Here is a 25,701-nt window from a genome sequence, read left to right on the forward strand (position 1 = left end):
CCCGAGTTCAGGCCAGCTCTCGTGGAATCTCGCTGCACAGGCCCTCTACCGCCTTCCAGGCGGTATCCCGCGCGCGAGTCAGTACGGCCTGTTTCCACTGGTCGGTGTCGACGTAGAAGGCATCGCGCAGCTGCTGCTTGATCCGTTGCGCCGTTGCCACCGGCGCACCGGGGTTGCGGTGCAGCCACTGGTCGGCGCGCAGCGCTTCGAGCACTTGCGAGCCGGGCACGGTGCCGAACTCCAGGCTCATGGAGATCAGCAGCGCCTGCGGGCACTCCTCGAATGCCGCGTGGACCAGCTTGCCGCTGAGCTTCACCGACACGCTGTTGCCCTCCTCCGTGGAGCGCACCTCGTCGCCCCACCAGGCGCGGGCGCGGAGCAACGCTGCGGGGCGCGGATCACCCGAGTAGATGTACTCGCCGTAGCCGGTCGGGCCGAGGCCGGTGTGCACGTCGATCCAGGCTATTTCGCGGCATTGCCGGCCGTGCTGGCGCAGCACCTGGCGCACGGTGCGGTTGCTCCAGGTCGGCTGAGTGCCCGAGAAGAACAATCCATCTGGATGACTGGCCTGGCCGGAGGAAATCGCCCGCTGCAATTCCCAGCGGCCATGGCGCAGTGCATAGCCGAGCAGCCGCAGGCGCCCCAACGGGCTCGGCCAGCGACGGGGCGCGAGTACCGGGTCCAGGCGCGCATAACCGGGGTTCTCCGGGGCCGCCTGGGTGAAGTCGCGGAAGTTGCGGTTGAGGTCGACGTTCTCCTGGGTCCAGCGGCGCCACCAGGAAAAGCCATGGGGGTTGGCGGCATGCAGGTAGAGCACCGCGCAATCGTGGCGCAGCGCATGCTCGCGCCATTGGGCGTCGGCGAGCAGTGCGCTCTGCACAGCGGAGCCGCAGAAACCTTCGACGCCATGGCAGCCGCTGCTGATGATCAGCAGCCGCTGCGCATCGGGCGCGCCTTCGCGGGCGACGTCCAGCGCCAGCGTCTCGCCATCGCGCCCGGTGAGCGGATGGACATGGGACTCCACCAGCAGGCCGGCGGCCGCGCAGGCATCGAGGAACCTGCTGCGCGCCTGGGCGTAGCTCTGGGAGAAGTATGACGATGCTTTCATGGAGACTCCGGCCGTTTCGTGGGGCATCTGGCGGCCGGCAGGATGCATCAGCGCGGCGGCACGGAGTAATGATCTCTACACATGAGCATTGAAGCTGGTTATGCCGGTCAGGCTTCCGCGGTATTGAACGCCGCCAGCACTTCCTCGGTCAGCAGACGGGCCTCGCGGGTCATCAGCTCCTGCGGCCGGGTGACCATCGAGATGCTCGCCACCGGTGGCGTCTCGGCGATCTGCAGGGGGACCAGTGCCTGCGCCACCATCGGCAACTGGAGCATGCGCTGCGACCAGAAGCTCACCGCATCGGTGCTGGCCGCCAACTCCAAGTAGAGCAACGACGAGGAACACTCCGTTATGCGCTCGGGCGGCGCCACCTGGCGCTCGCGAAAGAACTGCCCGGCCAGGGCGACTTCCAGCGGGTCGGACAGCAGCCACTCCTGATCCAGCAGCTCGTGCAGCGAACGTGCGCCCGCCAGCGGGTGCCCCTTGCGCACCGCCAGCGCCGAGGGCTGCGGCGCCAGTTCGTGCCAGACCTGCCCGACGGCGGCTTCCTGCACTGGCTGGGTGGTCAGCACGAGGTCCAGCCGCCCTTCCTTCAGTCCTTCGAACAGTTGCACCGAGCGCAGCTCGAATATCTGCAACTGCACGCTGGGGTAGAGCTCGCGATAGCGCTTGAAGCAGTTGGCGAAGGCGCGGCTGGGCGTCACCGGCGATACACCGATGGCTACGCGCCCCGCCGCCTCGCCCTTGAGTGTGTCGATCTCGTCGCGCGCACGGCGCACTTCCTCGGTCACCAGGCGGGCCATGCTGACCAGCCGCTCGCCATAGGCCGTGACTGTCACGCCGCGGTTCGAACGCACCAGCAGCGGCACGCCCAGCTCGCCTTCGAGTTCCTTCACCGCCTTGGACAGCGACGGCTGGGTGACCTCCAGCAGCCGCGAAGCCTCCTGCAGGCTGCCGCTCTCGGCAATGGTGCGCAGGGCGCGCAATTGGTGCAGTTTCATGGCGAGATCCGGCCCGTTCCTCGAAGTCGCGCCACCTTAACCAGTATCGGCTGCGCAGGAAAGAAGCCGGGGCTCGGCCGCGGCTCCTCCCGGGCAGGCGATCACTCCGCCATGTTGAGGTCAGGCAGTTGCTGCTGGAACATGCGCGTCGCACTGGCGAGGCAGATGAACCCCAGGCACATCCAGCCGAAGCCGATCAGGAAGGACATCCCCGACAGGCTCGACCAGAGCCAGATAGTGCTGAGGAAGCCCACGGCCGGCAGCGCCCCGTAGCGCAGGTAGTTGCCCTTGCCGGTGAGGCGCTCATCGATCAGGTAGTGCTTGATCACCGCCAGGTTGACCGCCGAGAACGCGAAGAGCGCGCCAAAGCTGATCATGTTGGCGACGGTATCCAGGGTGACGAACAGGGCGATCAGCGACAGCAGGCTGATCAGGATGATTGCGTTCGCCGGCACGCGTTTCTTCGTCACCAGCTTGCCGAATACACGGGGAATCGCTCCGTCCCGGCCCATGGCGAAGAGCACGCGGGAGACGCTCGCCTGGGACACCATCGCCGAGGCGAAGCAGCCCGCCACGTAGGTCGCGGTGAAGAAGGTCACCAGCCACTCGCCGCCGATCCGGCGCAGCACGTCGAGCGCCGCGGAATCGGCATCGGTGAGCGCCTGCCACTCGGGGAACACCAGTTGGCCGAAGTAGGCCATGACGATGAACAGCACGCCGCCGATCAGGGTTACCAGCATGATCGCTGCGGGAATCTGCCGGCGCGGCTCCGGGGTTTCCTCGGCCATGGTCGAGACGGCATCGAAGCCGAGGAAGGACAGGCACAGTACCGCCGCACCGGACATCACCAGCGGCAGGCTGAAGTGCTCGTCATAGAACGGCTGGACCAGCGCCACCGGCTCCGCCTGGGCACCCAGGTGGCTCAGCGAGAGCGCAATGAACACCACCACGAAAACCATCTGCGCGACGATCAGCACCCAGTTGACCCGGGTGATCGACTCGATACCGACGAGGTTGAGCAGGGTCACCAGCGCGATGGACCCGAGTATCCACACCGACAGCGGCACGGAGGGGAAGTAGTCGGTCATGTAGATGCCGATCAGCAGGTAGCTCAGCAACGGCAGGAAGATGTAGTCCAGCAGCAGCGTCCAGCCCGCCATGAAGCCGAAGGCCGCGCCGAAGGTCTTGCGCGTATAGCTGTAGACGGACCCCGAATACGGGTGCGCCTGCACCATGCGCCCATAGCTGTAGGCAGTCAGCAGCATGGCCGCGAGGGTGAAGAGATAGGCCGTTGGCAGATGCCCCTTGCTCATCCGGGTCACCAGGCCGTAGGTGGTGAAGACGGCCAGCGGCACCATGTAGGCGAGGCCGAACAGCACCAGCGCCGGAATCCCCAGCGACTTGCGGAAACTGCGCGACGACGGCGATGGGTTATGGGCTGGATGGGCAGGCAAGGACGTAGCGGAAGCGCTTGTTGTTTTTTTCATGGCTGACTCATGGACTGCGAGCCTCTGGGCTCGTTGGACTGGAACGGCGCGATGCCGGTCGAGGCTTCCTGCGCAGCGGTCGAATGCCCGGTGACCTCAGCCGAAGCCAAGCCTCGGGCAGCCGCTGCCGGAGGAACTCAGCGGGGGTCGGTCGGGGCGGCCCGGCAAGCGTGCGGGGCCAGGGAAGCCGGGAGGCGGTGCATGGCAGCGGCCCCCTCCCGCAGTGCGAGCCGAGGGGCGCCGCTCAGTGCGTCATCGATGAATGTCCGTGCTGCAAAACACTGCCGCCACTCGTTGAACGCTTGCACCTGGGCACTCCTGCTGGCCGCCTCGAAGGACGTTGTTGTTGGAATGGGGCGGCATGGTGCTTCAGCTTTTCGCGGAGGAAAATTAGTAAAAATATTTTCGAGGCCAATGAAAAAAATGGCCGTGCATTGCGGAGCCGGCGACCGGTTCCGCTGTCGGACGCGGTGGCTGGCCATCAGCCCGGGCAACCCGATCCAGGCACCGGATGCTCGCCATGACACCTGCCTCGTCGACCACGCCAGTCCGATTTCCGCGGGGATCGGCCACGGCTGATGTACCATGCCGCGCCCCAACCTGCGGCGAACCCTTTCCCTGGCTGCCTATGTCCTCCAACGCGCTGTACACCGACCTGTCCTCCTACTACGACCTGATGTGCGCCGACATCGACTACCAGGCGCAGAGCCACTGCGTGCGCCGCCTGCACCAATTGTTCGGCAACCAGGGGCACAGGCACCTGGACCTCGCCTGCGGGACCGGGCCGCACGTGCGCCACTTCCTCGACTTCGGCTACCAGAGCGCCGGCCTGGACATCAACCAGCCGATGCTGGACATCGCCCGGCAGCGCTGCCCCGACGCGCACTTCAGCCGGCAGGACATGGCCAGCTTCCGCGTCGACGCGCCGCTGGACCTGATCACCTGCTTCCTCTACTCGATCCACTACAACCCCGGCGTGGAACAGCTGCAGGCGTGCCTGGCAAGCGTGCACGCAGCCCTCGCGGACGGCGGCGTGTTCTGCTTCAACAGCGTGGACAAGGGGCAGATCGACAACCGCTCCTTCGTGCGCCATTCGGTCGAGCACGAGGGTGGCCAGTTCACCTTCGGTTCCGGCTGGTACTACAGCGGCGCGGGCGAGCGCCAAGCCTTGCGCCTGAGTATCGAGAAGACCAGCGCCGGCGACACCCAGGCCTGGCAGGACGAACACGCGATGGTCGCGGTGACCTTCGCCGAGTTGCAGCGGATGCTGGAGCCGCTCTTCGAGGTTCAGGTCTTCGAGCACGACTACGAACGGATCACGCCCTGGGCCGGCAGCTCAGGCAACGCGCTGTTCGTCTGCGTGAAGCGCTAACGAGGGCCATGGTATTCGCCGCGGCGTGAGCGACTGTGCCGGCCGCTCGACGAGGAATACGCAACCACGCCACCGGCCAGCGTGCTGATCGTCAGCGGATCTTGCCCACCGGCGTGAAGTTGCCGGTGAGATGGCCGCCCACCGGGTTCTTCGGCTTGTACTGGGCATCGTGCTTGAGGCGGTCCTCCACGCTGGGATCGATCGCCTCCTGGCCAAAGGGCGTGTTGCCGATATCCCGGTAATACGGCGGGGTGAGCTGGCTGTAGGCGCCGCCCAGGAATTCCTTGTAGGAGTTGGTGATGGGCTGCGTTGTCGTGGGCAGGCTCGGGGTCTTGCCGGTATCCACCGCCAGGCCGCACTCGATCGCCTTGTTGACCATCCACACCAGGGCGATGTCCGACAGGCTGTTGTCTGGGTAGCCACCGCCGACGTTGGCGTGCGCACCGGAGAACCAGACCTGCTCCACGCGCTGGTTGGGCTTGCTCTTCGGGTCCCACAGCGTGCACTGATAATTCTTGCGCCACTCGTCGATGGCCAGCGCCTGGAAGGCGTTGTGGACGATCGAGCTGAGCTCGGTGTCATGGAACTCGTAATAGGCCTTGTTGAACCAGTCGAAGGATTCCAGCGGCACGCCCAGGGCGCCCACGGTATCCCAGATGCCGAGCATGTGGATGGAGATCACCCGCGAGAAATTGTCCCTGAACAGCTTGGCACTGTCGGAATCCGCGCCCTCGTCGCGGGTCCGGTACAGGCCGTAGGCTTCGTTGGTCAGGTCGATGTGCTCGGGCTTGAGCAGGCCGGCATTGCGGATCAGCCCCACCAGGCTGCGCGCCGTATAGGCCCCACGGCTGAAGCCGAACAGGTAGATCTGGTCACCGGCCTCATAGGTCGTGACCAGTTGCCGGTAGCCATCGAGGATCTTCTCGGAAAGCCCCACACCGAAGGCTCCGCCCGCGAGACGGTCGTACCACGCGGTGCCGACTCCCTTGTCGTACCACTTGTCCTGCGTCGTGCCGTCCTTGTCGGTGGGCAGGATGGAAGCATGCAGCTTCCACACATTGGTGCTTTTACTGCCCTTGATCTCGGACTTCGCGTCCGGCGTGTTCCAGGTTCCGTCGAAGGAAATGATGATTTTCTTGGGCATGCCTTTTCTCCAACGCCAGTCGTTCTGGCTGCTCGAAACTTCCCGCTCCGTTGCTGCTTTCGCAGGCGAGGTTCAAACCGGAAACACGAGTGGAGAAGGCCCTCGCAAGAATGCACGACGGATGACTTTTCATTCTGAGCAAAGGTCCGAAGCCCCTTCGTCGGTATCGCCCTCGATGGGCAACTGTAGTTGCCCATCGGCAGGGCTGCATCGCCGCACGGCGGACTGCGCTGGCGGGCGATCCCGTTGCGCTGATTCGCCCTGAGTGACGAACAACGGCTACCAGTCGGTCGACGCTGACGGTTCGGAAACCGAAGCCGAAAGCACGGCCTCCTCCCGACACCTTCTCCCGCTCGCCCGGCACTCGATTGCTTCGACGGAATTTATGATGAAATAACCAATATTGACGTATTCGTCATTTTTGATAAATTCCGCTCCACCCGGATCAGCAGGATCCGGGCTACTCCCCACGGACCCGGATCTCCCAATGCATAACAACAATGAGTTCCTCCCCGAATCGGTCGACGTGCTGGTGGTCGGCAATGGCCCGGTCGGCGCCACGCTGGCGGCCCTGCTGGGCCGCTACGGCGTGGACAGCCTGGTGATCGACAAGACCCACGACATCCTGCCCATGCCGCGGGCCATTGCCCTGGACAACGAAGCGCTGCGCATTCTCCAACTCGCCGGGCTGGAGGAGGACGCCTTCGAGACGGTGGTGATTCCCCAGGTGAAGATGCACTGCCCCATCGTCGGCCAGTTCGGCCAGGCCAATACCAGCGGCCGCATCGACGGCCACCACAAGCTGGTGACCTTCTACCAACCCGACCTGGAGCAGGCGATGCGGCGGCAGGCGCAGCGCTATGGGAACCTGCTTTGCCGGGGCGGCCTGGAGCTGCAGGACTTCACCCAGGACGACAGCGGAATTACCGCCACCCTGCTCGATGAGCGCGGCCAGTCGCACCCGGTTCGCTGCCGCTACCTCGTCGGCGCAGACGGCGCGAGCTCGCGGGTGCGAGGGCTGATCGGGCAGGAGTTCAACGGCCAGAGCTACTCGGAGGATTGGCTGATCGTCGATGCCGGCGCGCGCCAGGGAAAGGCCATCGACCACATCGAGTTCCTCTGCGACCACCGCCGGCCGACACCGCACATGCCTGCCCCCGGCGGCCGCGAGCGCTGGGAGTTCATGCTGCGCCCCGGCGAACCCCGCGACGAGATGGAAGACCAGGAACGCATCCGCTCCCTGCTGGCGCCCTGGATCGAGCCCCAGCAGTTGAAGATCGAGCGCCAGGCGGTCTATCGCTTTCACGCTCGCTGCTGCGAGCGCTTCCAGCAGGGCCGGGTGTTCCTCGTCGGCGATGCCGCGCACATTACCCCGCCCTTCGTCGGCCAGGGCCTGGTGGCCGGCCTGCGCGACGTGGCCAACCTCGCCTGGAAACTCTCCTGGGTCCTCCAGGGGCGTGCCACGCCGCGAATACTCGACAGCTATGACCAGGAGCGCCAGCCCCATGCCCGCGAGATGATCGACCTGGCCAAGCTCATGGGCCGCCTGGTCATGCCCGGCAATGCCCTGGCGGCCATCCTGATCCACGGGTTCATGAAAACCCTGCGGATCATCCCGGCGGCACGGCGGCACCTCGAGGACCTCGACATCAAGCCCAGGCACCGATTCCGCCGCGGCCTGTTCATACGCAGCCCGCGGCGCGCCCGGCTGGTCAGCGGCGGGCTGTTTCCGCAGGCCTGGGTCCGCCATGCAGGGCGCATCTGCCTGAGCGACCAACTGCTGGGCGATCACCTGCAACTGGTCGGCCTGGGCACCGACCCGCGCCGCTGGCTCGACGCCACGCAGCAGAGGCAATGGCTGGAGCTGGGCGGCAGCTTCCTGCAGATCGGCCATGCCCGCGACGACAGCCGTGCGGATTTCGCCGAGACCCTCGACGGCGCCCTGCTGACACCCTGGCCGGCCCCGGCCCTGGCGGTGGTACGGCCGGACCGCATCATCATGCACCAGTGCCGCCCCGAGCAGGCTGGCGACCTGCTGCAGCACTGCCAGGCGCTGCTGCGGGCATGAGCGGGTACCGGTCGGCCATGGGCTTCCCGTATCATCGCCGCAGCCCCGCAGCCGACGACCCGCCATGACCGACCGCCCCCCCTGCGAAGACCACAGCGAGCCGCTCACCCGCGGCCACAAGAAACGCGCGCGAACCCGCCAGGGCCTGCTCGATGCGGCCCTGCGGGTATTCGCCCGGCAGGACATCGCCGCAACGGTGTTCCAGGACCTGGCCGCCGAGGCCCAGGTGTCCACCGGCACCATCTACAACTACTTCAAGACACGCGAGGAACTGGCCGAGGCGGTGGGCATCTCGCTGGCCGGCGACTTCTCCGAGACCATCAGCCAGCTCAGCGCCGGCATTTCCAGCGGCTCCCGGCGGCTGGCAATCGGCGTGCGCATGTTCGTCCTGCACGCACAGTCCGACCCGCAATGGGCCAGCGCGCTGTTGCGGGTGATCCACTACGACCAGGCCATGCACTCGACGCTGGCCAACCATGTTCGCGAGGACCTGCGCGGCGGCCTGGCCGAAGGCGTCTTCAGCTATGCCGATGAAGATGTGGCGCTGGACCTGGTAATTGCCGGCGCCACCGGGGCCATCCGCGCCACCCTTGAGGGTCGGGCACCCGAAGGCCAGGACGTGCTGCTCAGCGAAATGCTCCTGCGCGCCCTGGGCGCCACCCCCGCCAGGGCTTCGAAGATTGCCGCCCTGCCCTTGCCGCAGGGCGGCTGAGCCGCGTCAGCCCTGGGCGACCCAGTGCCGGTAGCGGCGCGACTGCTTGCGCAGCTTCAACTGGTTGCCGATTAACGCCAGCAGCGGCGAAGTACGCGGATTGGTCGGGCGCCCCTGGCTGAGCAGCACCAGCTGTTTCTTCACCACCGACTGGGTTGCCACCGCGGCGAAGGCCTTGTTCTTCCACGCCACGACTATCGGCTCGACCCGCGCGCCTTCGCCGGCCTGCCAGCGCCTGGGCAGGGCCGGATCGACGGCCAGGGCCGTGGCCATCCCCACCATGGCGACCGCCCCCTGCAAGGCGCGCTCGGCGACCTCCCGCCGGCGGATGCCTCCCGTGACCATCAACGGCATGCGTGCCGTGGCGGCGATGCGCTCGGCGAACTCCAGGAAGTACGCTTCCCGCGCCAGGGTGCTGCCGTCGCGAGTCTGCCCCTGCATCGCCGGGCTTTCGTAGCTGCCACCGGACAGTTCGACCAGGTCTACGCCCCGGTCGTTGAGCAGGTTAACCACGGCCTCGGCATCCTCCGCCGCGAAACCGCCGCGCTGGAAATCAGCGGAGTTGAGCTTCACTGCCACGCAGAAATCAGGCGCTACCCGCGCGCGGATCGCGTCCACCGTGCGCAACAGGATGCGCGCACGATTTTCCAGGCTGCCACCCCAGTCATCCTCGCGCCGGTTGCTCAGCGGCGAGAGGAACTGGCTGAACAGATAGCCGTGTGCAGCGTGTACCTGTACCCCGCTGAAACCGGCGCGTTCGGCCAGCAGCGCGGCATTCAGGTAGCGCTGGATCAGCCCGTCGATCTCCGCGCCGGTGAGCGCGCGCGGCTGGGCGAAGACATTCTTCAGGCCGGGAATATCCACCGCGATGGCCGAAGGCCCGAGGGCCGGCTGGCCCAGATCGGCCATCAACTGGCGGCCCGGATGGTTGATCTGCATCCAGGCGTGTACCCCATGGCTGCGACAGGCCTCGGCCCAGCGCCGGAAGCGCGGCAGCAGGCGCTCGTCTTCCAGCACCACGCCGGCCGGGCCGGTAAGCGCGCGGCGATCGACCATCACGTTGCCGGTGATGATCAACCCGGCACCGCCCTCGGCCCAGCTTCGATACAGACGCAACAAAGTGTCGCCGGGCGCGTGGTCGGCATCGGCGAGGTTTTCCTCCATCGCCGCCTTGGCGATGCGGTTGCGGATCACCTGGCCATTGGGCAGACGTAGCGGCTCGAACAATTGACTCATGGCTTCAGTCCTTCAGGTGTTGGGCCAGGGCGGCGAGCGGCTTGCCGGCGCTTCGTCCCAACCAGTGCAAGGTCGACTCGGATTCATGCGGCAATGCAACGGCCACCGCTTCGCCCGGCGCGGCGAAGCGCGGGAACAGGCTCAACGCGTGCCCACGACCAATGCCAGCGAGATCCGCCGTGCTCCAGACGCGGCTGGCGGCAAGCGTGCTGACCTGCTCGGCCACCAGCGCCTGCGGCGCGAACGGGAAGTCGCTGCCGAACAGCACCTGGCCGGGCTCGACCAACTCGCGCAGCACCGCCATGGACGGTGCGGCCGGTGCCAGCGCAGTGTCGAAATAGAAGCGCCGAAGGTAGGTCATCACACCCAGCGGCGCCTGCTCCGCGAACTGTGGCAAGGCGTTGGCCAACGACACCCGCCAGGCCGCATACGGCAGGAAGCCACCGGCGTGGGCGAGTATCCAGCGGATGCGCGGATAGCGTTCCAGCGTGCCGCTGAGGATCAGGTTCACTGCCGCCCGCGTGGTGTCGCAGACGAACTCCAGCAGGAAGCCCGGTGCCGCCAACCCCAGCGTCTGGCTGCTCGGGTGCAGGTTCGGGTGGAGGAAGACCGTCGCCCCGCGTTGATCCAGCTCGGCCATCAACTCGTCGAAACGCGTATCGCCGAGGAACACGCCGTCATTGCTGGCCAGCAGCACCAGGCCATCGGCCTTGAGCACATCCAGCGCGTGGAGCGCCTCGCTGCACGCCACTTCGGTGGCCGGCAGCGGCACGCAGGCGAAGCTGCCGAAACGCCCGGCATGCCGCTGGCCCAGCTCAGCCGCGAACTCGTTGCAGCGGCGCGCCAGTTCGGCGGCGACACGGTCGTTGCCGAACCAGACACCCGGCGACGAGATCGAGGTGATTGCGGTCTGTAGCCCCTGCCCGTCGAGCAGCTCCAGCGAACGCTGCGCCGACCACTCCGGCAAGGCCACCCCCGCCACCTTGTCCAGTCCCTGGCGACGCAACGCTTCGGCGTAGAACGGCGGCAGGATGTGATGGTGCACGTCAATGCGGCCGGGCGCCGGTGGCGACGGGCGCTGCGCGGGCGCAACGGCATCGGAGGGAGCACCTGTCGGCGACAGGGCTGGCAGTTCAGCGGCCAGCAACGAGGCGCTGGCGAGTACGCCGGCGCCCATCACGAATTCTCGGCGATTCATGCGTTTCCCCCCGGATCAGCGGCTGCGCACACGTTCGACGTAGGCGCCCAGCGGCCGGGTCAGGCTGCGCTTCACCCGGCTGCCGAAGGACTCGCCACTGAAGATCGGCGCCGCGGCCACCTGCTCCTGCGCTTCTCGGTACTGCGGGAACAGGCTCAGTGCATGGCCACGATTGATGCCGTAGCGCTGCTCGTCCGACCACAACGGGTTCTCTTCCAGGGTCTGGCAGGTCAGGGTGGTGACCGGCGCCGGGGCGAAGGGGAAATCGCTGCCGAAGAGAATCTGCGAGGGCGCCACCAGCTCCTTCAGCGCCGCCATGGAGTAACGCGAGGGCGACAGCGCGGTGTCGTAGTAGAAGCGCTTGAGGTAGGTCATCACGCCCTGTGGCGCCTTGTCCTGGAATTGCGGCAGGGCGTTGGCCAGGGACACGCGCCAGGCCACGTAGGGCAGGAAGCCACCGCCATGGGCGAGGATCCAGCGGATGCGCGGGTACTTCTCCAGCGTGCCGGTGAGGATCAGGTTCACCGCCGCGCGGGTGGTGTCGCAGAGGAACTCGACCAGGAAACCCGGCGCGGCGATGCCCAGCTTCTCGCTGCTTTCGTGCATGTTCGGGTGCACGAAGACGATGGCTGCGCGGCGATCCAGTTCCGCCATCAGTTCGTCGAAACGCGCGTCGCCGAGGAACACGCCATCGGTGCTGCCCAGCAGCACCACGCCCTCGGCCTTCAGTTCATCCAGTGCGCGGATGGCTTCGCGGCACGCCGCCTCGGTGAAAGGCGTGGGCAGCACGGCGAAGTTGCCGAATCGCCCCGGATGATCGCTGCGCATCTGCGCGGCGAAGTCGTTGCAGCGCATCGCCAGCTCGCGGGCCTGCTCCACTCCCCCGCCGAAATGCACGCCCGGCGCCGACAGCGAGGTGATGGCGGTCTGGATGCCGTTGAGGTCCATCACCTCGATGGACTTCTGCGGCGACCATTTCGGCAGCGGCGCGCCGGCCACCATGTCCAGGCCCTTGTTCGCCATGACCTCGACGAAGGCCGGCGGGATGATGTGGTGGTGCACGTCGATTCGACCTTGTTGGATCGTCATTGTTGTTGTCCTTGTGTGATCCGGGAGGGTTCAGGCAGCACGGGCAATCTTCATCGCCTCGTTGAACCACAGGGCTACTGCGAAGCGTCCCTGCAGCTGGCACTGCCCGCCTTCGACGGCGCGCAGCATGTCGGTCTCGTCGCGGCTGAGCATCACCCGCAGGGCATCCGAGCTGCGCTGCCAGTGCTGGGTGAAGTCCGGCCGACGGTGTTCGCCGCGATGCAGGCTGAGCACCCCGCCGCGCAGCCGGTAGTAGCCGCCGACGCCATCGGCCGTGCGGATCTGCAGCACGAAGGAGTCCTCGTGCAGCAGCTCGCGCAGGCGCGCCGAGCGGCGTTCGGCGCGGCGCAGCAACGGGATGGACGCCAACAGCAGCAGGCGCAGTTTCAGTGAATCGATGAACAGGCTCATGGTCAGCGGGCTCCGCGCAGACGGTTGAACAGCGAGTAGCAATCGACCGGCAGGCTGTCGCCGCGCCAGCACACATGCTGGTCAGGCCGCACCAGCACGAAGCGCCGCTCGTACAGGGTCGCCAGGTATTTCTCGTGGATCGGCAGCACGTTCAGCGGTACGCCGCACTCCTGCGCCGCCTCCTGCAACGGCGCGCAGGCTTCGGCCTCGGCGTCGAACGCCAGCAGGGTGTAGCCACCCAGCGCAAGCTGATCGAAGAGCGCCGTGCCATCCTCGCGGAACGCGCTGGGCAGCCGCGCGCCGGACCAGGTGGTGGGCGTGTAGCGAACTTCCTCGTAGGCCGGCTCGCTGGCGGTGTCCGGCTCGATCACCGGCGAGCCGTGGTAGCGGTAGCCGATTTCCACGCCCAGCGATTCGTAGAGCCGCGAGACCTTGCGCTCGAACTCGCGCCCGGCTTTCTGCCGCGCGGCATCGCCTGCCGCCCCCTGGGCGAGCAGTGCATCGTCGCGCCGCATCTGCGCCTCGAAGGTCGCCGCCGCGCACTTCTTCACGTGCTCGCGATTGCGCCGGGCCACCGGCAGGCGCTCCGCCTCGTAGCTTTCCAGCAGGCGCGGACCGCCCCAGCCGGCCAGGCAGGCGGCCAGCTTCCAGGCCAGGTTGTGCGCCTCGGCCACCCCGGTGTTCATGCCCAGGCCACCGGTGGGCATGAACTGGTGGGTGGCATCGCCGGCAATGAACACGCGCTGCCGGCCGAACGAGCGGGCCACCAGGAACTGCGGGCGCCACGGGCCGGACTGGACGATCTCGTAGCGCAGCCGGGTGCCGAGGGCGGCGTCCACCACGCTCTCCAGCGACTCACCGGGGCGCGGCGCAAATGGCCGGTGCAGCACGTAGTCATTGCGGCTGGCGTCCGGCGACACCAGCAGGCCGGCGAAGCCCGGCCGGGTCAGCCAGGTATGCCAGTAGGGCTGGTTGTTGGGGAACAGCCCGGCAATCTCATCGGAGCGCAGGTGGATGATGAACAGCTCGCCGACCAGGTCGCGGGTGCCGTCGTAATCGATGTTGAGGAAGTTGCGCACGCGGCTGTTGGGCCCGTCGCAGCCGATCAGGTACTGGGCGAAGAACTGCTGCGCCTCGCCGCTATCCACTTCATGGGCCATCGCCACCACGCCGGTGGAGCCCTGCTCGAAGCCATACAGGCGCCAGCCCATGCGCAGCTCGATGTTCGGGTCGGCTTCCACTTCTGCCATCAGCACCGGCTCAAGGTGCATCTGCGCGATGCGCTGCATCGACTCCAGCGGCAGGCTGCCGTCGCGGCAGGCGCGGATGGCCTGCTCGGCCTGGCTGACCGGCTGGTAGATCAGGTGCCGGTCGGACATCACGCTGTAGAACGGACCGCTGGCCGACGCCGCCATCGCCGAATACTGGTTGGCGTCGGTCGGGTTGCCGGCCGCACGGATGCGTTCGGCCAGGCCCAGCTGGCGGAAGATTTCCATGGAGCGGCAGTTCACCACGTCCAGCTTGGGATGCGTGGTGGTCTGCCGGCGATCGTTGAGCAGCACTGAGCGAATCCCCAGGCGGCTGAGGTTCAGCGCCAGGGTCAGGCCGACCGGGCCGGCGCCGCTGATGAGAACGGGGGTGTCGATCATGCCGCCACTCCTTGGGGTTGATTGCTGTGGCGGACCAGCGACAGGCCGGCGAGGAAGCACTCGGCGACGCGTCCCAGCTGGTCGGCGCGGCCGGCATCGAAGACATAGCGGTCGGGGCGGATCAGCACGAAGTCCATGTCCGCTTCGTCGAACCAGTCCTGCAGGGCGCCGGTGGGGTCGCCCAGCACCGGGCCGGACGGGTCTTCGGCGAACTCCAGCACGCGCAGGTCCACCTGCTGCGCCAGGCGCTCCAGTTGCGCTCGCTGGGTGTCGAGGCAACCGCGTCGGGCGAGCACGGCAAAGCCGTGGCCAAGCGCCTCGTCGAGCAGCAGCCGCTCGTCCTCCCCGTCCCGCAACACTTTCGGCTGCAGGGCCAGGTGACCGGACAGCCGGTGCCCCCAGCCGCAGAAACCGGCGGCCAGCGGCTTCTTGCGGTTGGCCTTGTCGGCGAACGCCTTGTTGGCGAAAGGCACCAGGCCGGCGATGCGGAACAGCAGCCAGTCGCGCAGGAAGGCCACGCCGCGGTGGCGGGTCTGGATGACGTTGCCGAGGAACATCGCGCCATTGATGATCTCGCGCACATGGGCCGAGCGTTCGGCCTCGTAGTCGTCGAACAGTTTCTCCCGCGCAGCACCGCGCAGCACCATGTCCAGGCGCCAGCACAGGCTGCTGGCGTCGCGCACGCCAGAGCACATGCCCTGGCCGAGGAATGGCGGCATCTGGTGCGCCGAGTCGCCGGCCAGGATGATCCGGCCGTTGCGCCAGTCGTTGGCCCAGAGGCCGTGGAACTTGTAGTAGGCGATGCGGGTGATCTCGATCTTGTCGAGGTCGACGAAGTCGCGCAGCTGCTGGCGCACCAGGTAGGGATCGGTGGCCTCGCGCTCGGACTTGCCGCCGGTGACCATGAACTGCCATTCGTAGTACGGGCCGGCCATGGGCACGTAGGTCACTGGCTGCGCCGGGTTGCACACCTGCGAGTGGTTGGCCGGCAGCAGCGCATCCTTCTCCCCGGAACGGGTCTTGGTATCCACCACCACCCAGGCTTCGTCGAAGTCGGCCGATTCCAGGCGCAGCCCGGCCTCACGGCGGACGAAGCTCTTGCCGCCGTCGCAACCGATCAGGTAGCGCCCCTGGAATACCCGCTCGCTGCCGTCACGCTGCACGGCGGTGGCGCGCACGCCTTCGGCGTCCTGCTCGACGCCGGTAACGCGACAGCCGTACACCGGGGTGACGTTGGGGTAGCGCTTGAGGCCGTCGTGGAAATGCCGCTCCAGGGTCGGCTGATGGAACCACCAGGCGCCGGGATGGCCGTAGCGGCGGTCCTGGCTGCCGATGCGCGAACGGGTGACCGGCTTGCGCCCAGGGCGCAGGATGATCTCCATGTCGGTGAACGACTCGCTGGTGCGGCCGATGTCGCCGGCCAGGCCGGCGAACTGGAAGATGCGCATGATCTCGTCATCGAAGTGCACGGCACGCGGGGCATAGTAAAGGTCCTCGTCGCGCTCCAGGCCGACCACGGACCAGCCGTAGCGGCCCAGCAGGTTGGCCAGCACCGCCCCGGTGGGGCCGAGGCCGACGATGATCACGTCACAGGTTGTCGTTGTTGTTATGGACTCTTGCATTGCTCGCTCCAGAGGAATACATCGCCGAATCATTTTGAACACCAGTGTTCAATTCAGTCAACTGAAGAACAGTATTCCTCGCTGAAACCCTCCGGCCAGAGCCTTTCCAAGGGATCGTTACAGCGCCGGATAAGCGCGAAAGACGGGAGAATCCACGGGGAAGGCAGGAAAAATGACACCCGATAGACCCTGTTGACTTATTTTGAACGCAAGTGTTCAATCAGCCCAAGCTTGACGTTGGAGCCGTCTTTTCATGGAAACCCTCAACCCCGTACAACGCCGTATCCACCAGGCCGCCCTGCGCCTGTTTGCCGAGAAGGGCGCGAGCCAGGTGAACATCAGCGACCTGGCCCAGGAGGCCGGTGTGGCCCGGGGCACGATCTACAACAACCTGCAGTCCATCGATGACCTCTTCCAGCACGTGGCCAGCCACCTGGCCGCGGAGATGCACCAGCGTGTGGTGAAGAGCTTCGGCGAGACCTCGGACCCGGCCCTGCGCCTGGCCAACGGCATCCGCTTCTTCATTCGCCGGGCCCATGAAGAGCCCCATTGGGGCGCCTTCATCAGCCGCTTCTCGATGAGCGATGAATCGCTGCGCGGCATGTGGTTCGGCCCGCCGACTGCCGACCTGCTCAGCGGGCTCGCCAACGGCCGCTACAGCTTCCGCCAGGAGCAGCTGCCGTCGGCGATCTCGATGATCGCCGGCGCCGTGCTCAGTTCGATGTTCCTGGTCCTGGAGGGACATCGCACCTGGCGCCAGGCCGGCAGCGACGCCGCCGAGCTGACCCTGCGCGCGCTCGGCGTGGCGCCGGAGGAAGCGCGCAGCCTGTCCACCGGTGAGCTACCGGTGCTGCCACCCGCGGACTGATCCACCCGAACCTGCCAACGCCCCTTTTCAGGGGCGATGGCGAAGCCTTGCCTGACGAAAGCCACGGAGAACAACAAACATGAGCCGTCAGCACCCTTCCGCAAGCCAGTCCACCGCGCTGGCGACGCCGCAGCCGGCACGCCATCCGCAGCCGACGGTCAAGGCTCGCGCGCTGGCCCACCTGATCTTCGAACGCCCGGACCTGGAGCAGGCCGAGCGCTTTCTCGGTGACTTCGGCCTGACCCTGGCACGCCGCGACGCGGACTGCCTGTACCTGCGCGGCACCGGCCCCGCGCCCTACTGCTATCGGGTGGAACGGGCGGCGCAGGCACGCTTCGTCGGCTTCGGCCTGGCCGTCGAGTCACGCGAGGACCTGCAGCGACTGGCGCGCCTGCCGGGCGCATCGCCAATCCGGCAGTCGACTGCACCCGGCGGCGGCGAAAGCGTGAGCCTGCGTGACCCCTCCGGTTTCGTCGTCGAGGCGATCCACGGCCAACAGCCGGCCAGCGCGCTGGCGCACCGCCTGGCGCTGCCGCTGAACCAGGTCGACGAGGCGCCGCGGATCAACGCCACCCAGCGCCCGCCCGTGGCTCCGCCAGACATCATCAAGCTCGGCCACGTGGTACTCGAAGTGGCCGACTACCAGGCCACCGCCGGCTGGTACACCAAGCATTTCGGTTTCATTCCCAGCGACGTGCAGGTACTGCCCGATGGCTCTCCGGCGGTGGCCTTCCTGCGCCTGGACCTGGGCGACACGCCGGCCGACCACCACACCCTGGCGCTGGCCCAGGGCTTCATGGCCGCCTACAGCCACAGCGCCTACGAAGTGGTGGATGCCGACGCCGTCGGCATGGGCCAGCGGGTGTTGCGCGAGAGTGGCTGGAAGCACGCCTGGGGCATCGGCCGGCACATCCTCGGCAGCCAGATCTTCGACTACTGGCAGGACCCCTGGGGCGACAAGCACGAGCACTACTGCGATGGCGACCTGTTCACCGCCGAGCGCCCCACCGGGCTGCACGCCGTCAGCCCGGAGGCCATGTCGCAATGGGGCCAGCGCATGCCCAAGAGCTTCACCAAGCCGGCGATGAACCTGCAGAAGCTGCGCATCCTGCTGCACAACCTGCGGCACAGCCCGGACCTGACAGTGCGCAAGCTGATCACGCTGGCGCGGATGTTCGGCTAGGCCCGCCGCACAACCACAAGCACAACAACAATCGCCGCCCCGACGCGGCCCACCGCCGTACCAGGAGTCGTTGCCATGCCCGTGCACGTTGTCCGCTTCGAACACCAGAACGAAACCCGCTGGGGCGTCCTGCGCCAGGGCCGCATCAGCCCCCTGCCCGGCCGCTACGCCAGCACCGGCGAGTTGATCCGCCAGGTTGACGTCGAAGAGCTCACCAAGCTGCGTGGCGACGAACTGGCGCTGGAAGCGGTCAAGCTGCTCTCGCCGATCACCCGCGACCAGCAGTTCGTCTGCCAGGGCGCCAACTATCGGCAGCACATGATCGAGTCGGGCATGGACCCGGACGCCAAGCACTTCAACATGATCTTCACCAAGGCGCAGAGCTGCATCGTCGCCGCCGACAGCGACCTGATCAAACCGCGCCAGGTGCACTTCCTCGACTACGAGATCGAGCTGGGCCTGGTGCTGCGCCGGGAGATCACCAGCAAGATCACGGCCAACGACGCCAACCTGCACGAGTTCATCGCCGGCGTGGTGATCGTCAACGACTACTCGGCGCGCGACATCCAGATCCCGCAGATGCAGTTCTACAAGGGCAAGAGCTTCCGCACCTTCGGCCCGGTCGGCCCGTACCTGTGCCTGCTGCAGAAGAGCGACATGGGCTACCTCAAGGAGCTGCAACTGCGCCTGACGGTCAACGGCGAGGTGCGCCAGAGCGACAGTACCGCCAACCTGGTGCATGGCCCGGCGGAGACCCTGAGCGAGCTGTCCGGGGTGCAGGACTTCGCTGCCGGCGACCTGATCGCCACCGGCACGCCGGCAGGCTGTGCGCTGTCGGTGCCCTCGCCGGCCAAGCAGCGCATCGCCGCATTGCTGCCCGAGCACATCAAGTGGAAGGCCTTCCTCAAGACGCAGGCGGGGCGCAGCCAGTACCTCAAGGCCGGCGACCTGGTCGAGGCGAGCATCCGCAGCGCCGACGGCGTGGTCGACCTGGGCGTGCAGCGCAACCGCGTGGTGGAGCAAGCCTGATGGCCGTGCAGACCCTCGCCGATATCCAGGCGCTGGAGAGCGTTGCGCTGGCCCGCCGTGAGTTGCCCGCCAGCACCTACGAAGCGCTGCGCCGTTGCGCCGGCGAACACGGCACGTCGACGGCGCTGAGCTTCTTCCTCGAAGCAAAGGACTTCCGTCGTACCCACGACTGGACCTACGCCGAGCTGTTCGCCGACATCACCCGCGCCGCCAACGCCTTCCACCGGCTCGGCATCGGGCCGAAGGACGTGGTCGCCTTCCTCCTGCCGAACCTGCCGGAAACCCACTTCGTCATCTGGGGCGGCGAGGCCGCGGGCATCGTCCTGGCGATCAACCCGCTGCTGGAGGCCGCACAGATCGGCGACCTGCTGCGCGCCGCCAATGCGCGGCTGGTAGTGACCCTGGCGCCGACACCCGGCAGCGACCTGTGGCCCAAGCTGGCCAGCCAGCTCGACAGCCTGCCCGGCGTGCAAGAGGTGCTCTGGGTGAGCATGGCGCCCTACGTCGGCACCGTGGCATCCCTCGCGCTGCGCTGGATGGCCCGGCGCGAACGCCAGCGCCACCCGCGCCTGCGCATCCATGACCTGCGCCGCCTGATGCGCCGCGAGAGCGGCAAGCAACTCAGCAGCGGCCGTGTCATCCGCGCGGAAGAACCCTCCTCCTACTTCTGCACCGGCGGCACCACCGGCCTGCCGAAGATCGCCCGGCGCAGCCACGGCTCGGAAGTCTTCAACGCCTGGGCGATGGCCGCCAACATGCAGCCGCGCCAGCCCGGCCAGGTGATCTTCTGCGGGTTGCCGCTGTTCCACGTCAACGGCCAGCTGGTGACCGGGCTGATGCCCTGGACCCATGGCGACCGGGTGATCATCGGCACGCCTCAGGGCTATCGCGGCGAGGGCGTGATCCCGGCCTTCTGGGCAATGGTCGAGCACTTCGGCATCAACTTCTTCTCTGGCGTGCCAACCGTCTATTCGGCCCTGCTGCAGCAACCCGTCGCCGGCCAGGACCTGTCCAGCCTGCAGTACGCACTGTGTGGCGCAGCGCCGATGCCGGTGGAGCTGTTCCGCGAGTTCGAGCGGGTGGTTGGCGTGCGCATCCTCGAAGGCTATGGCCTCACCGAAGGCGCGTGCGTCTCCTCGAGCAACCCGCCAGACGGCGAACGACCGATCGGCTCCATCGGCCTGCGCCTGGCTTACCAGGACATGCGTGCGGTGACCCTCGACGATCAGGGCGCCTACCTGCGCGATGCCGAGACCGACGAGGTCGGGGTGATCGCCATCCACGGGCCCAACGTGTTCCTCGGCTACCTCGACGACAGCCACAACAAGGGCTTGTGGATCGACATCGGCGGGCGGCGCTGGCTGAACACCGGCGACCTCGGCCGGCAGGACGCCCAGGGCTACTTCTGGCTCACCGGGCGCAAGAAGGAACTGATCATCCGTGGCGGCCACAACATCGACCCGAAGCAGATCGAGGAAGCGCTGCAGGCACACCCGGCGGTGGCACTGGTGGCGGCGGTGGGCTGCCCCGACCCGCACGCCGGCGAGATTCCCGTGGCCTATGTGCAGCTCGCCACCGGCCAACGTGCCGACAGCGCTGCGTTGCTGGATTTCGCCAACCAGCGGATCAGCGAACGCGCCGCGGTGCCCAAGCGCATCGAGATTCTCGACGCCCTGCCGGTCACGCCGGTGGGCAAGATCTTCAAGCCCGCGCTGCAGCAACGCGAAATCGCCCGGGTGATCCGCCAGGAAGCGGACAACCAGGGCCTGGCCGGCATCGCCGTGGAGGTGGTGCAGGACGCCCGTCGCGGACTGGTGGCACAGGTTCGCGCCGGCTCCGGGCGCGATGAACTGGCCCGTGCGCTGGGCCGCTACAGCTTCGCGGTGGACTGGCACGGCTGAGCCCGACCACAGCGCTCGCACACAGAACAAGAACAAGACGAAGGAAGTGCCATGCGACCCCGACTGCCCCGAGCCCTTGCCCTGTTGCTCGTCCTCGCCCTGCCCGGTTGCGAACGCATCCAGCACGCGGCGCTGGATGCCATGGTCAAGGACCACACCGACCAGTCCCTGATCCAGGGCGGCAATGCCATTCGCGTCATCCTCTGCGGCACCGGCACGCCGCAGGTCAATGCCACCCGCGGCCAGGCCTGCACCCTGGTGGCCGCTGGCGGCCGGCTGTTCCTCTTCGATGCCGGCGAAAACGCCATGCGCAACCTGGAGACCAGCCACGTGCCGATCCAGGCACTGAACCAGGTGTTCATCACCCACTGGCACTCGGACCATTTCAATGGCCTCGGCGCGCTGATCAACCACAGCTGGATCTACGGTCGGCAGACGCCCTTCGTGGTCTACGGCCCGACCGGCGTGGAGCAGGTTGTCGAGGGACTGGCCATGGCCTACGCCCAGGACGCCAGCTACCGCAGCGCCCATGCCCTGCCCGCCACGGACCGGCGCCTGGCATTCGCCGAGCCGCGCCGGGTGGAGATTGCCGAAGGACAGGAAGCGGTGCGCGTCTATGACCAGGGCGGCGTGACCATCGATGCCTACCGCGTCGATCACCATCCGGTGGAACCCGCGTACGGCTATGTGCTGCGCTACCAGGGCAGGAAGCTGTTCATCAGCGGCGATACCCGCGTCAGCGAGCGCTACCTGGAAGCCATGCGCGATGCCGACCTGGTGGTGCACGAGGCGATCAATGCGCATCTGGTGCACGAGGGCGCCGCCGCGCTCGAACGCACCGGGCAGAAGGACCGTGGCCAGCAGGCCGTGCGCGTACTCGATTACCACGCCGACACCCTGGAGCTGGCACGCATGGCCCAGCGAGCCGGCGTCCGCCATCTGCTGCTCACCCACCTGATCCCGGCCCCGGACAACTTCCTCGCCAGACGGATGTTCGTCAGCGGCATGGCCGATGAGTATTCGGGCGAGATCACGCTCGGGGAGGACGCCCTCGACCTGAGCCTCTAGCACCTCACCCACCACCTTCATCAACTGGCCCGCACGCCGCGGGCCAGCGGGGCCCCGCTGCGCCCGAAAAAGGGCCGGCAGACGACAGAACAACAACAAGAGGTCGTTTCAGATGAACCGCAGATCACCCGCCTTGCACCTGCTCGCGCTTCCCGCCGCCATCGGCCTGGCCGTTTACGGCGACGGCGCGCAGGCCTTCACCTTCTCCCTCGGCGAGATCGAGGGGCAGTTCGACTCCAGCCTCTCGGTCGGCGCCAGCTGGGCCATGCGCAATGCCGACGCCGGCCTGCTGCACAGCCACAGCTCCGACGACGGCAAACGCAACTTCCGCGAGGGCGACACCTTCTCCAAGGTGTTCAAAGGCATCCATGACCTGGAGCTCAAGTACGGCGACTCCGGTGCCTTCGTCCGCGGCAAGTACTGGTACGACTTCAAGCTCAAGGACGAGCACCTGCACTTCAAGGACATCGACGACCACGGCCGCGAGGAAGGCGCCAAGGCCTCCGGCGCCGAATTCCTCGATGCCTTCCTCTACCACAACTACAGCATCGGCGACCTGCCCGGCACCGTGCGCCTGGGCAAGCAGGTGGTGAGCTGGGGCGAAAGCACCTTCATCCAGGGCGGCATCAACGCGATCAACCCGATCGATGTCGCGGCGTTCCGCCGGCCCGGCTCGGAGATCAAGGAAGGGCTGATCCCGGTGAACATGTTCTACGTCTCGCAGAACTTCAGCGAGCACCTGTCCGCCGAGGCCTTCTACCAACTGGAATGGCAGAAGACCGTGATCGACAACTGCGGCACCTTCTTCTCCACCACCGACGTGATGGCCGACGGCTGCAACGGCCTGGCCGCCGGCCCGGTGATCAACCAGAACCCACTGGCGGTCCAGGCCCTGGCGCCAGCGGGGATCAACCTGACCGACGAGGGCATCGTCATCCCCCGCGGCAAGGACCGCGAAGCACGCGACGACGGCCAGTGGGGCGCGGCCCTGCGCTGGTTCGCCCCGGAGCTGGACAGCGAGTTCGCCGGCTACTTCATCAACTACCACAGCCGCCAGCCCTACCTCAGCGTTCGCAGCGGCCCGCACGCGGCCGACCTGGGCTTCGCCCCGCAGCTGTGCGGCAACCTCGGCATTCCGGATGCCCTCTGCGGCGCGGTGATCGGCAGCGGCGCCGGCCAGCAGCTGACCCAGGCCTATCGCCTGGGCAGCGCCCAGTACTTCGCCGACTACCCCGAAGACATCCAGCTCTACGGCCTGAGCTTCAGCACCAGCCTGCCCACCGGCACCACCCTGGCCGGCGAGATCAGCTACCGGCCGAACATGCCGGTGCAGATCAACCCGGTGGACCTGGTCACCTCGACCCTGGGCATACCAGCGCTCACACCGGTCTACGGCGATGCGCCGGCACCGGCCAACAACGCGATCCTCAAGGGCTACCGGCGCAAGGAAGTGAGCCAGGCGCAGGTCACCGCGACGCACTTCTTCGACCAGGTGATGGGCGCCGACCGCCTGACCCTGATCGGCGAGATCGGCGTCACCCATGTCGGCGGCCTGGGCGGCGACGACGAGCTGCGCTACGGCCGCAGCCCGGTGTTCGGCCAGGGTGCGCTGTACCCCGACAACAGCCTGTGCACCGGCAACAGCGTCACGCCGCAGTACTGCAACGACTCGGGCTTCGTCACCAGCACCGCCTGGGGCTACCAGACGCGGGCGATCTGGGAATACGCCGACCTCATCGACGGCGCCACGGTGCGGCCCAACCTGGCGTGGTCCCACGACGTCCACGGCTATGCCCCGGAACCGGGCTTCAACCAGGGCGCGCGGGCGATCAGCGTCGGCGTCGATGGCACCTACCTCAACACCTACAACATGAGCCTTTCCTACACCAACTTCTTCGGCGGTAAGTACAACGTGAATACCGACCGGGACTTCCTTGCCTTGAGCCTTGGCGTGTCGTTCTAAGCGGAGAGAACCCGATGAACAAGAAACTTGCGTGCGCTTCCCTGCTCCTCCTGTCCCTGCCCTTCAACCTCCAGGCCGCCGTTCCCGAAGCGGAAGCGGCAAAGCTGGGCAGCACCCTCACACCGCTGGGCGCAGAGCGTGCCGGCAATGCCGACGGCAGCATTCCCGCCTGGGACGGCGGCCTGCCGACCAACGCCGGCAGCCGTGGCGCGGACGGGCGCCTGAGCGATCCCTTTGGCGCCGACAAACCGCTGTTCAGCATCACCGCGAAGAACATGGCGCAGTACGCGGCGAACCTCACGCCCGGCCAGCAGGCGATGCTCCAGCGCTACCCGGACTACCACCTCAACGTCTATCCCGCACATCGTTCGGCTACCTACCCGGCGGCGGTGCTGCAAGCCGTGGCCGCGAATGCGCGGCATGCCAGCCTGGTCGAGGGCGGCAACGGCCTGAAGGACTTCCAGACGGCGATCCCCTTCCCCATTCCGCAGAGTGGCGTCGAGGCGCTGTGGAACCACATCACCCGCTACCGCGGCGGCAGCGCCCAGCGCCTGCACGTGCAAGCGACGCCCACCGCCAACGGCACCTACACGCCCACGTACTTCCAGCAGCAGTTCAGCTACCGCGACCAGCTCACCGACTACAGCCCGGACAAGGACAACAACGTCCTCTTCTACTACAAGCAGCTGGTCACCGCGCCGGCACGGCTGGCCGGTGACGTGGTGCTGGTCCACGAAACCCTCGACCAGGTCCGCGAGCCGCGCATGGCCTGGGTCTACAGCGCCGGCCAGCGTCGCGTAAGGCGCGCCCCGCAGATTGCCTACGACGGCCCCTACCCGGCCTCGGACGGCCTGCGCGTGGCGGACAACCTGGACATGTTCAACGGCGCGCCGGATCGCTACGACTGGAAGCTGGTGGGCAAGAAGGAAATCTACGTGCCCTACAACAGCTTCGCCCTCGACTCCACCGCCCACCGCTATGACGACCTGGTCAAGCCCGGCCACCTCAACCAGGACCTGGTGCGCTACGAGAAACACCGCGTGTGGGAAGTCGAGGGCACCCTGCGCGCTGGCGAGCGGCACATCTACGCGCGCCGCGTGCTGTTCCTCGACGAGGACACCTGGCAGGCCGTGCTCGCCGACCACTACGACGGCCGCGGCACCCTGTGGCGCGTGGGCGAGAGCTTCATGACACCGCTCTACGACAAGCAGATTCCCTGGCTGGGCGTGGAAGCCATCTACGACCTGATCAATGGCCGCTACCTGGTCTCGGGCCTGACCAACCAGGAGAAATCCCAGGTGGAATTCGGCTTCAGGGCCAGCAGTGTCGACTACACCCCGACGGCGCTGCGCAACCAGGGCATCCGCTGATCCCTGCGTCGGGCCGAGCCGCGGACTGACGTCCCCTCGGCCCGATACACCCTTGGCGGCAACAGCTGGGACTCTCGTCCGCTCTGCCGCCATCCGCCCTGCTCAATCCGTATCAGGGACGCACTACAACGCATCGCGCGGATGCACTATTACCCGCAACCGGGCCAAGGCGAATGATCTCCCCTAGAGAAAAACTCCAGGAGAGTCGCCATGCAGAGCCCT

Annotated in this window: 20 protein-coding genes; 10 read left to right on the plus strand and 10 right to left on the minus strand. The window is 67.1% G+C overall.

What is annotated here, in order from left to right; translation table 11 throughout:
* Positions 1–7 precede the first annotated feature (7 nt).
* The 3 genes from RS899_RS14325 to RS899_RS14335 form a co-directional block, all read right to left on the minus strand.
* The gene (locus tag RS899_RS14325) at positions 8–1,108 is read right to left on the minus strand and encodes a M14 family metallopeptidase (RefSeq protein ID WP_315810310.1); all 1,101 of its coding nucleotides are present in this window, start codon (positions 1,106–1,108) and stop codon (positions 8–10) included.
* Between the two features lie 107 nt (positions 1,109–1,215).
* Complete coding sequence (locus RS899_RS14330) at positions 1,216–2,109, minus strand: LysR family transcriptional regulator (protein ID WP_315810311.1); 894 nt, start codon at positions 2,107–2,109, stop codon at positions 1,216–1,218.
* Between the two features lie 101 nt (positions 2,110–2,210).
* On the minus strand, positions 2,211–3,596 hold the full coding sequence (locus RS899_RS14335) for an APC family permease (protein WP_315810312.1): 1,386 nt from the start codon (positions 3,594–3,596) through the stop codon (positions 2,211–2,213).
* Positions 3,597–4,224: 628 nt separating this feature from the next.
* Here RS899_RS14335 and RS899_RS14340 point away from each other — a divergent pair.
* Positions 4,225–4,968, plus strand: a complete 744-nt coding sequence (locus RS899_RS14340) for a class I SAM-dependent methyltransferase (protein ID WP_315810313.1) — start codon at positions 4,225–4,227, stop codon at positions 4,966–4,968.
* Between the two features lie 91 nt (positions 4,969–5,059).
* On the opposite strand, the gene RS899_RS14345 is transcribed toward RS899_RS14340, so the two are convergent.
* Positions 5,060–6,112 carry a DUF2235 domain-containing protein gene (locus RS899_RS14345; protein WP_054908506.1) on the minus strand — a complete coding sequence of 351 codons (1,053 nt, stop codon included), beginning with the start codon at positions 6,110–6,112 and terminating at the stop codon, positions 5,060–5,062.
* Positions 6,113–6,599: 487 nt separating this feature from the next.
* Between RS899_RS14345 and RS899_RS14350 the strand changes: the two genes are divergently transcribed.
* Positions 6,600–8,180: a bifunctional 3-(3-hydroxy-phenyl)propionate/3-hydroxycinnamic acid hydroxylase gene (locus tag RS899_RS14350; protein WP_315810314.1), complete on the plus strand. Its 1,581-nt coding sequence runs from the start codon at positions 6,600–6,602 to the stop codon at positions 8,178–8,180.
* Positions 8,181–8,244: 64 nt separating this feature from the next.
* Positions 8,245–8,892 carry a TetR/AcrR family transcriptional regulator gene (locus tag RS899_RS14355; protein WP_054908504.1) on the plus strand — a complete coding sequence of 216 codons (648 nt, stop codon included), beginning with the start codon at positions 8,245–8,247 and terminating at the stop codon, positions 8,890–8,892.
* A gap of 6 nt (positions 8,893–8,898) precedes the next feature.
* On the opposite strand, the gene RS899_RS14360 is transcribed toward RS899_RS14355, so the two are convergent.
* The 6 genes from RS899_RS14360 to RS899_RS14385 are packed head-to-tail and all read right to left on the minus strand — an operon-like array spanning position 8,899 to position 16,097.
* Complete coding sequence (locus RS899_RS14360) at positions 8,899–10,128, minus strand: NADH:flavin oxidoreductase/NADH oxidase family protein (protein WP_315810315.1); 1,230 nt, start codon at positions 10,126–10,128, stop codon at positions 8,899–8,901.
* Between the two features lie 4 nt (positions 10,129–10,132).
* The gene (locus RS899_RS14365; protein ID WP_315810316.1) at positions 10,133–11,326 is read right to left on the minus strand and encodes an amidohydrolase family protein; all 1,194 of its coding nucleotides are present in this window, start codon (positions 11,324–11,326) and stop codon (positions 10,133–10,135) included.
* A 15-nt stretch (positions 11,327–11,341) separates the two neighbouring features.
* Positions 11,342–12,415 (minus strand): amidohydrolase family protein, encoded by a 1,074-nt coding sequence (locus RS899_RS14370; RefSeq protein WP_054910683.1) that lies wholly within the window; start codon positions 12,413–12,415, stop codon positions 11,342–11,344.
* 30 nt (positions 12,416–12,445) lie between these two features.
* Positions 12,446–12,826 (minus strand): hypothetical protein, encoded by a 381-nt coding sequence (locus RS899_RS14375; RefSeq protein ID WP_054910682.1) that lies wholly within the window; start codon positions 12,824–12,826, stop codon positions 12,446–12,448.
* A 2-nt stretch (positions 12,827–12,828) separates the two neighbouring features.
* Positions 12,829–14,475, minus strand: a complete 1,647-nt coding sequence (locus RS899_RS14380; RefSeq protein ID WP_315810317.1) for an FAD-dependent monooxygenase — start codon at positions 14,473–14,475, stop codon at positions 12,829–12,831.
* Positions 14,472–16,097: a bifunctional 3-(3-hydroxy-phenyl)propionate/3-hydroxycinnamic acid hydroxylase gene (locus tag RS899_RS14385; RefSeq protein ID WP_315810318.1), complete on the minus strand. Its 1,626-nt coding sequence runs from the start codon at positions 16,095–16,097 to the stop codon at positions 14,472–14,474. The genes RS899_RS14380 and RS899_RS14385 overlap by 4 nt, the downstream gene beginning before the upstream one ends.
* 253 nt (positions 16,098–16,350) lie before the next feature.
* Between RS899_RS14385 and RS899_RS14390 the strand changes: the two genes are divergently transcribed.
* From RS899_RS14390 to RS899_RS14420, 7 genes are all read left to right on the plus strand, one after another.
* Positions 16,351–16,965 carry a TetR/AcrR family transcriptional regulator gene (locus RS899_RS14390; protein ID WP_054910679.1) on the plus strand — a complete coding sequence of 205 codons (615 nt, stop codon included), beginning with the start codon at positions 16,351–16,353 and terminating at the stop codon, positions 16,963–16,965.
* Positions 16,966–17,044: 79 nt separating this feature from the next.
* Complete coding sequence (locus RS899_RS14395; protein ID WP_315810319.1) at positions 17,045–18,148, plus strand: VOC family protein; 1,104 nt, start codon at positions 17,045–17,047, stop codon at positions 18,146–18,148.
* A gap of 75 nt (positions 18,149–18,223) precedes the next feature.
* Entirely contained in the window at positions 18,224–19,177 is a 954-nt protein-coding gene (locus tag RS899_RS14400; protein WP_315810320.1) for a fumarylacetoacetate hydrolase family protein, read from the plus strand.
* Positions 19,177–21,078: an acyl-CoA synthetase gene (locus tag RS899_RS14405; RefSeq protein ID WP_315810321.1), complete on the plus strand. Its 1,902-nt coding sequence runs from the start codon at positions 19,177–19,179 to the stop codon at positions 21,076–21,078. The genes RS899_RS14400 and RS899_RS14405 overlap by 1 nt, the downstream gene beginning before the upstream one ends.
* A 51-nt stretch (positions 21,079–21,129) precedes the next feature.
* Positions 21,130–22,146 carry an MBL fold metallo-hydrolase gene (locus RS899_RS14410; protein ID WP_054910675.1) on the plus strand — a complete coding sequence of 339 codons (1,017 nt, stop codon included), beginning with the start codon at positions 21,130–21,132 and terminating at the stop codon, positions 22,144–22,146.
* Between the two features lie 112 nt (positions 22,147–22,258).
* Complete coding sequence (locus RS899_RS14415) at positions 22,259–24,109, plus strand: DUF1302 domain-containing protein (protein ID WP_315810322.1); 1,851 nt, start codon at positions 22,259–22,261, stop codon at positions 24,107–24,109.
* A 14-nt stretch (positions 24,110–24,123) separates the two neighbouring features.
* Positions 24,124–25,479, plus strand: coding sequence for a DUF1329 domain-containing protein (locus RS899_RS14420; RefSeq protein WP_054910673.1), 1,356 nt, complete (start codon positions 24,124–24,126; stop codon positions 25,477–25,479).
* The last annotated feature ends 222 nt before the right edge of the window (positions 25,480–25,701 follow it).

The organism is Pseudomonas sp. C9-3, from assembly GCF_032392015.1.
GTDB classification, from domain to species: Bacteria; Pseudomonadota; Gammaproteobacteria; order Pseudomonadales; family Pseudomonadaceae; genus Pseudomonas; species Pseudomonas nitroreducens.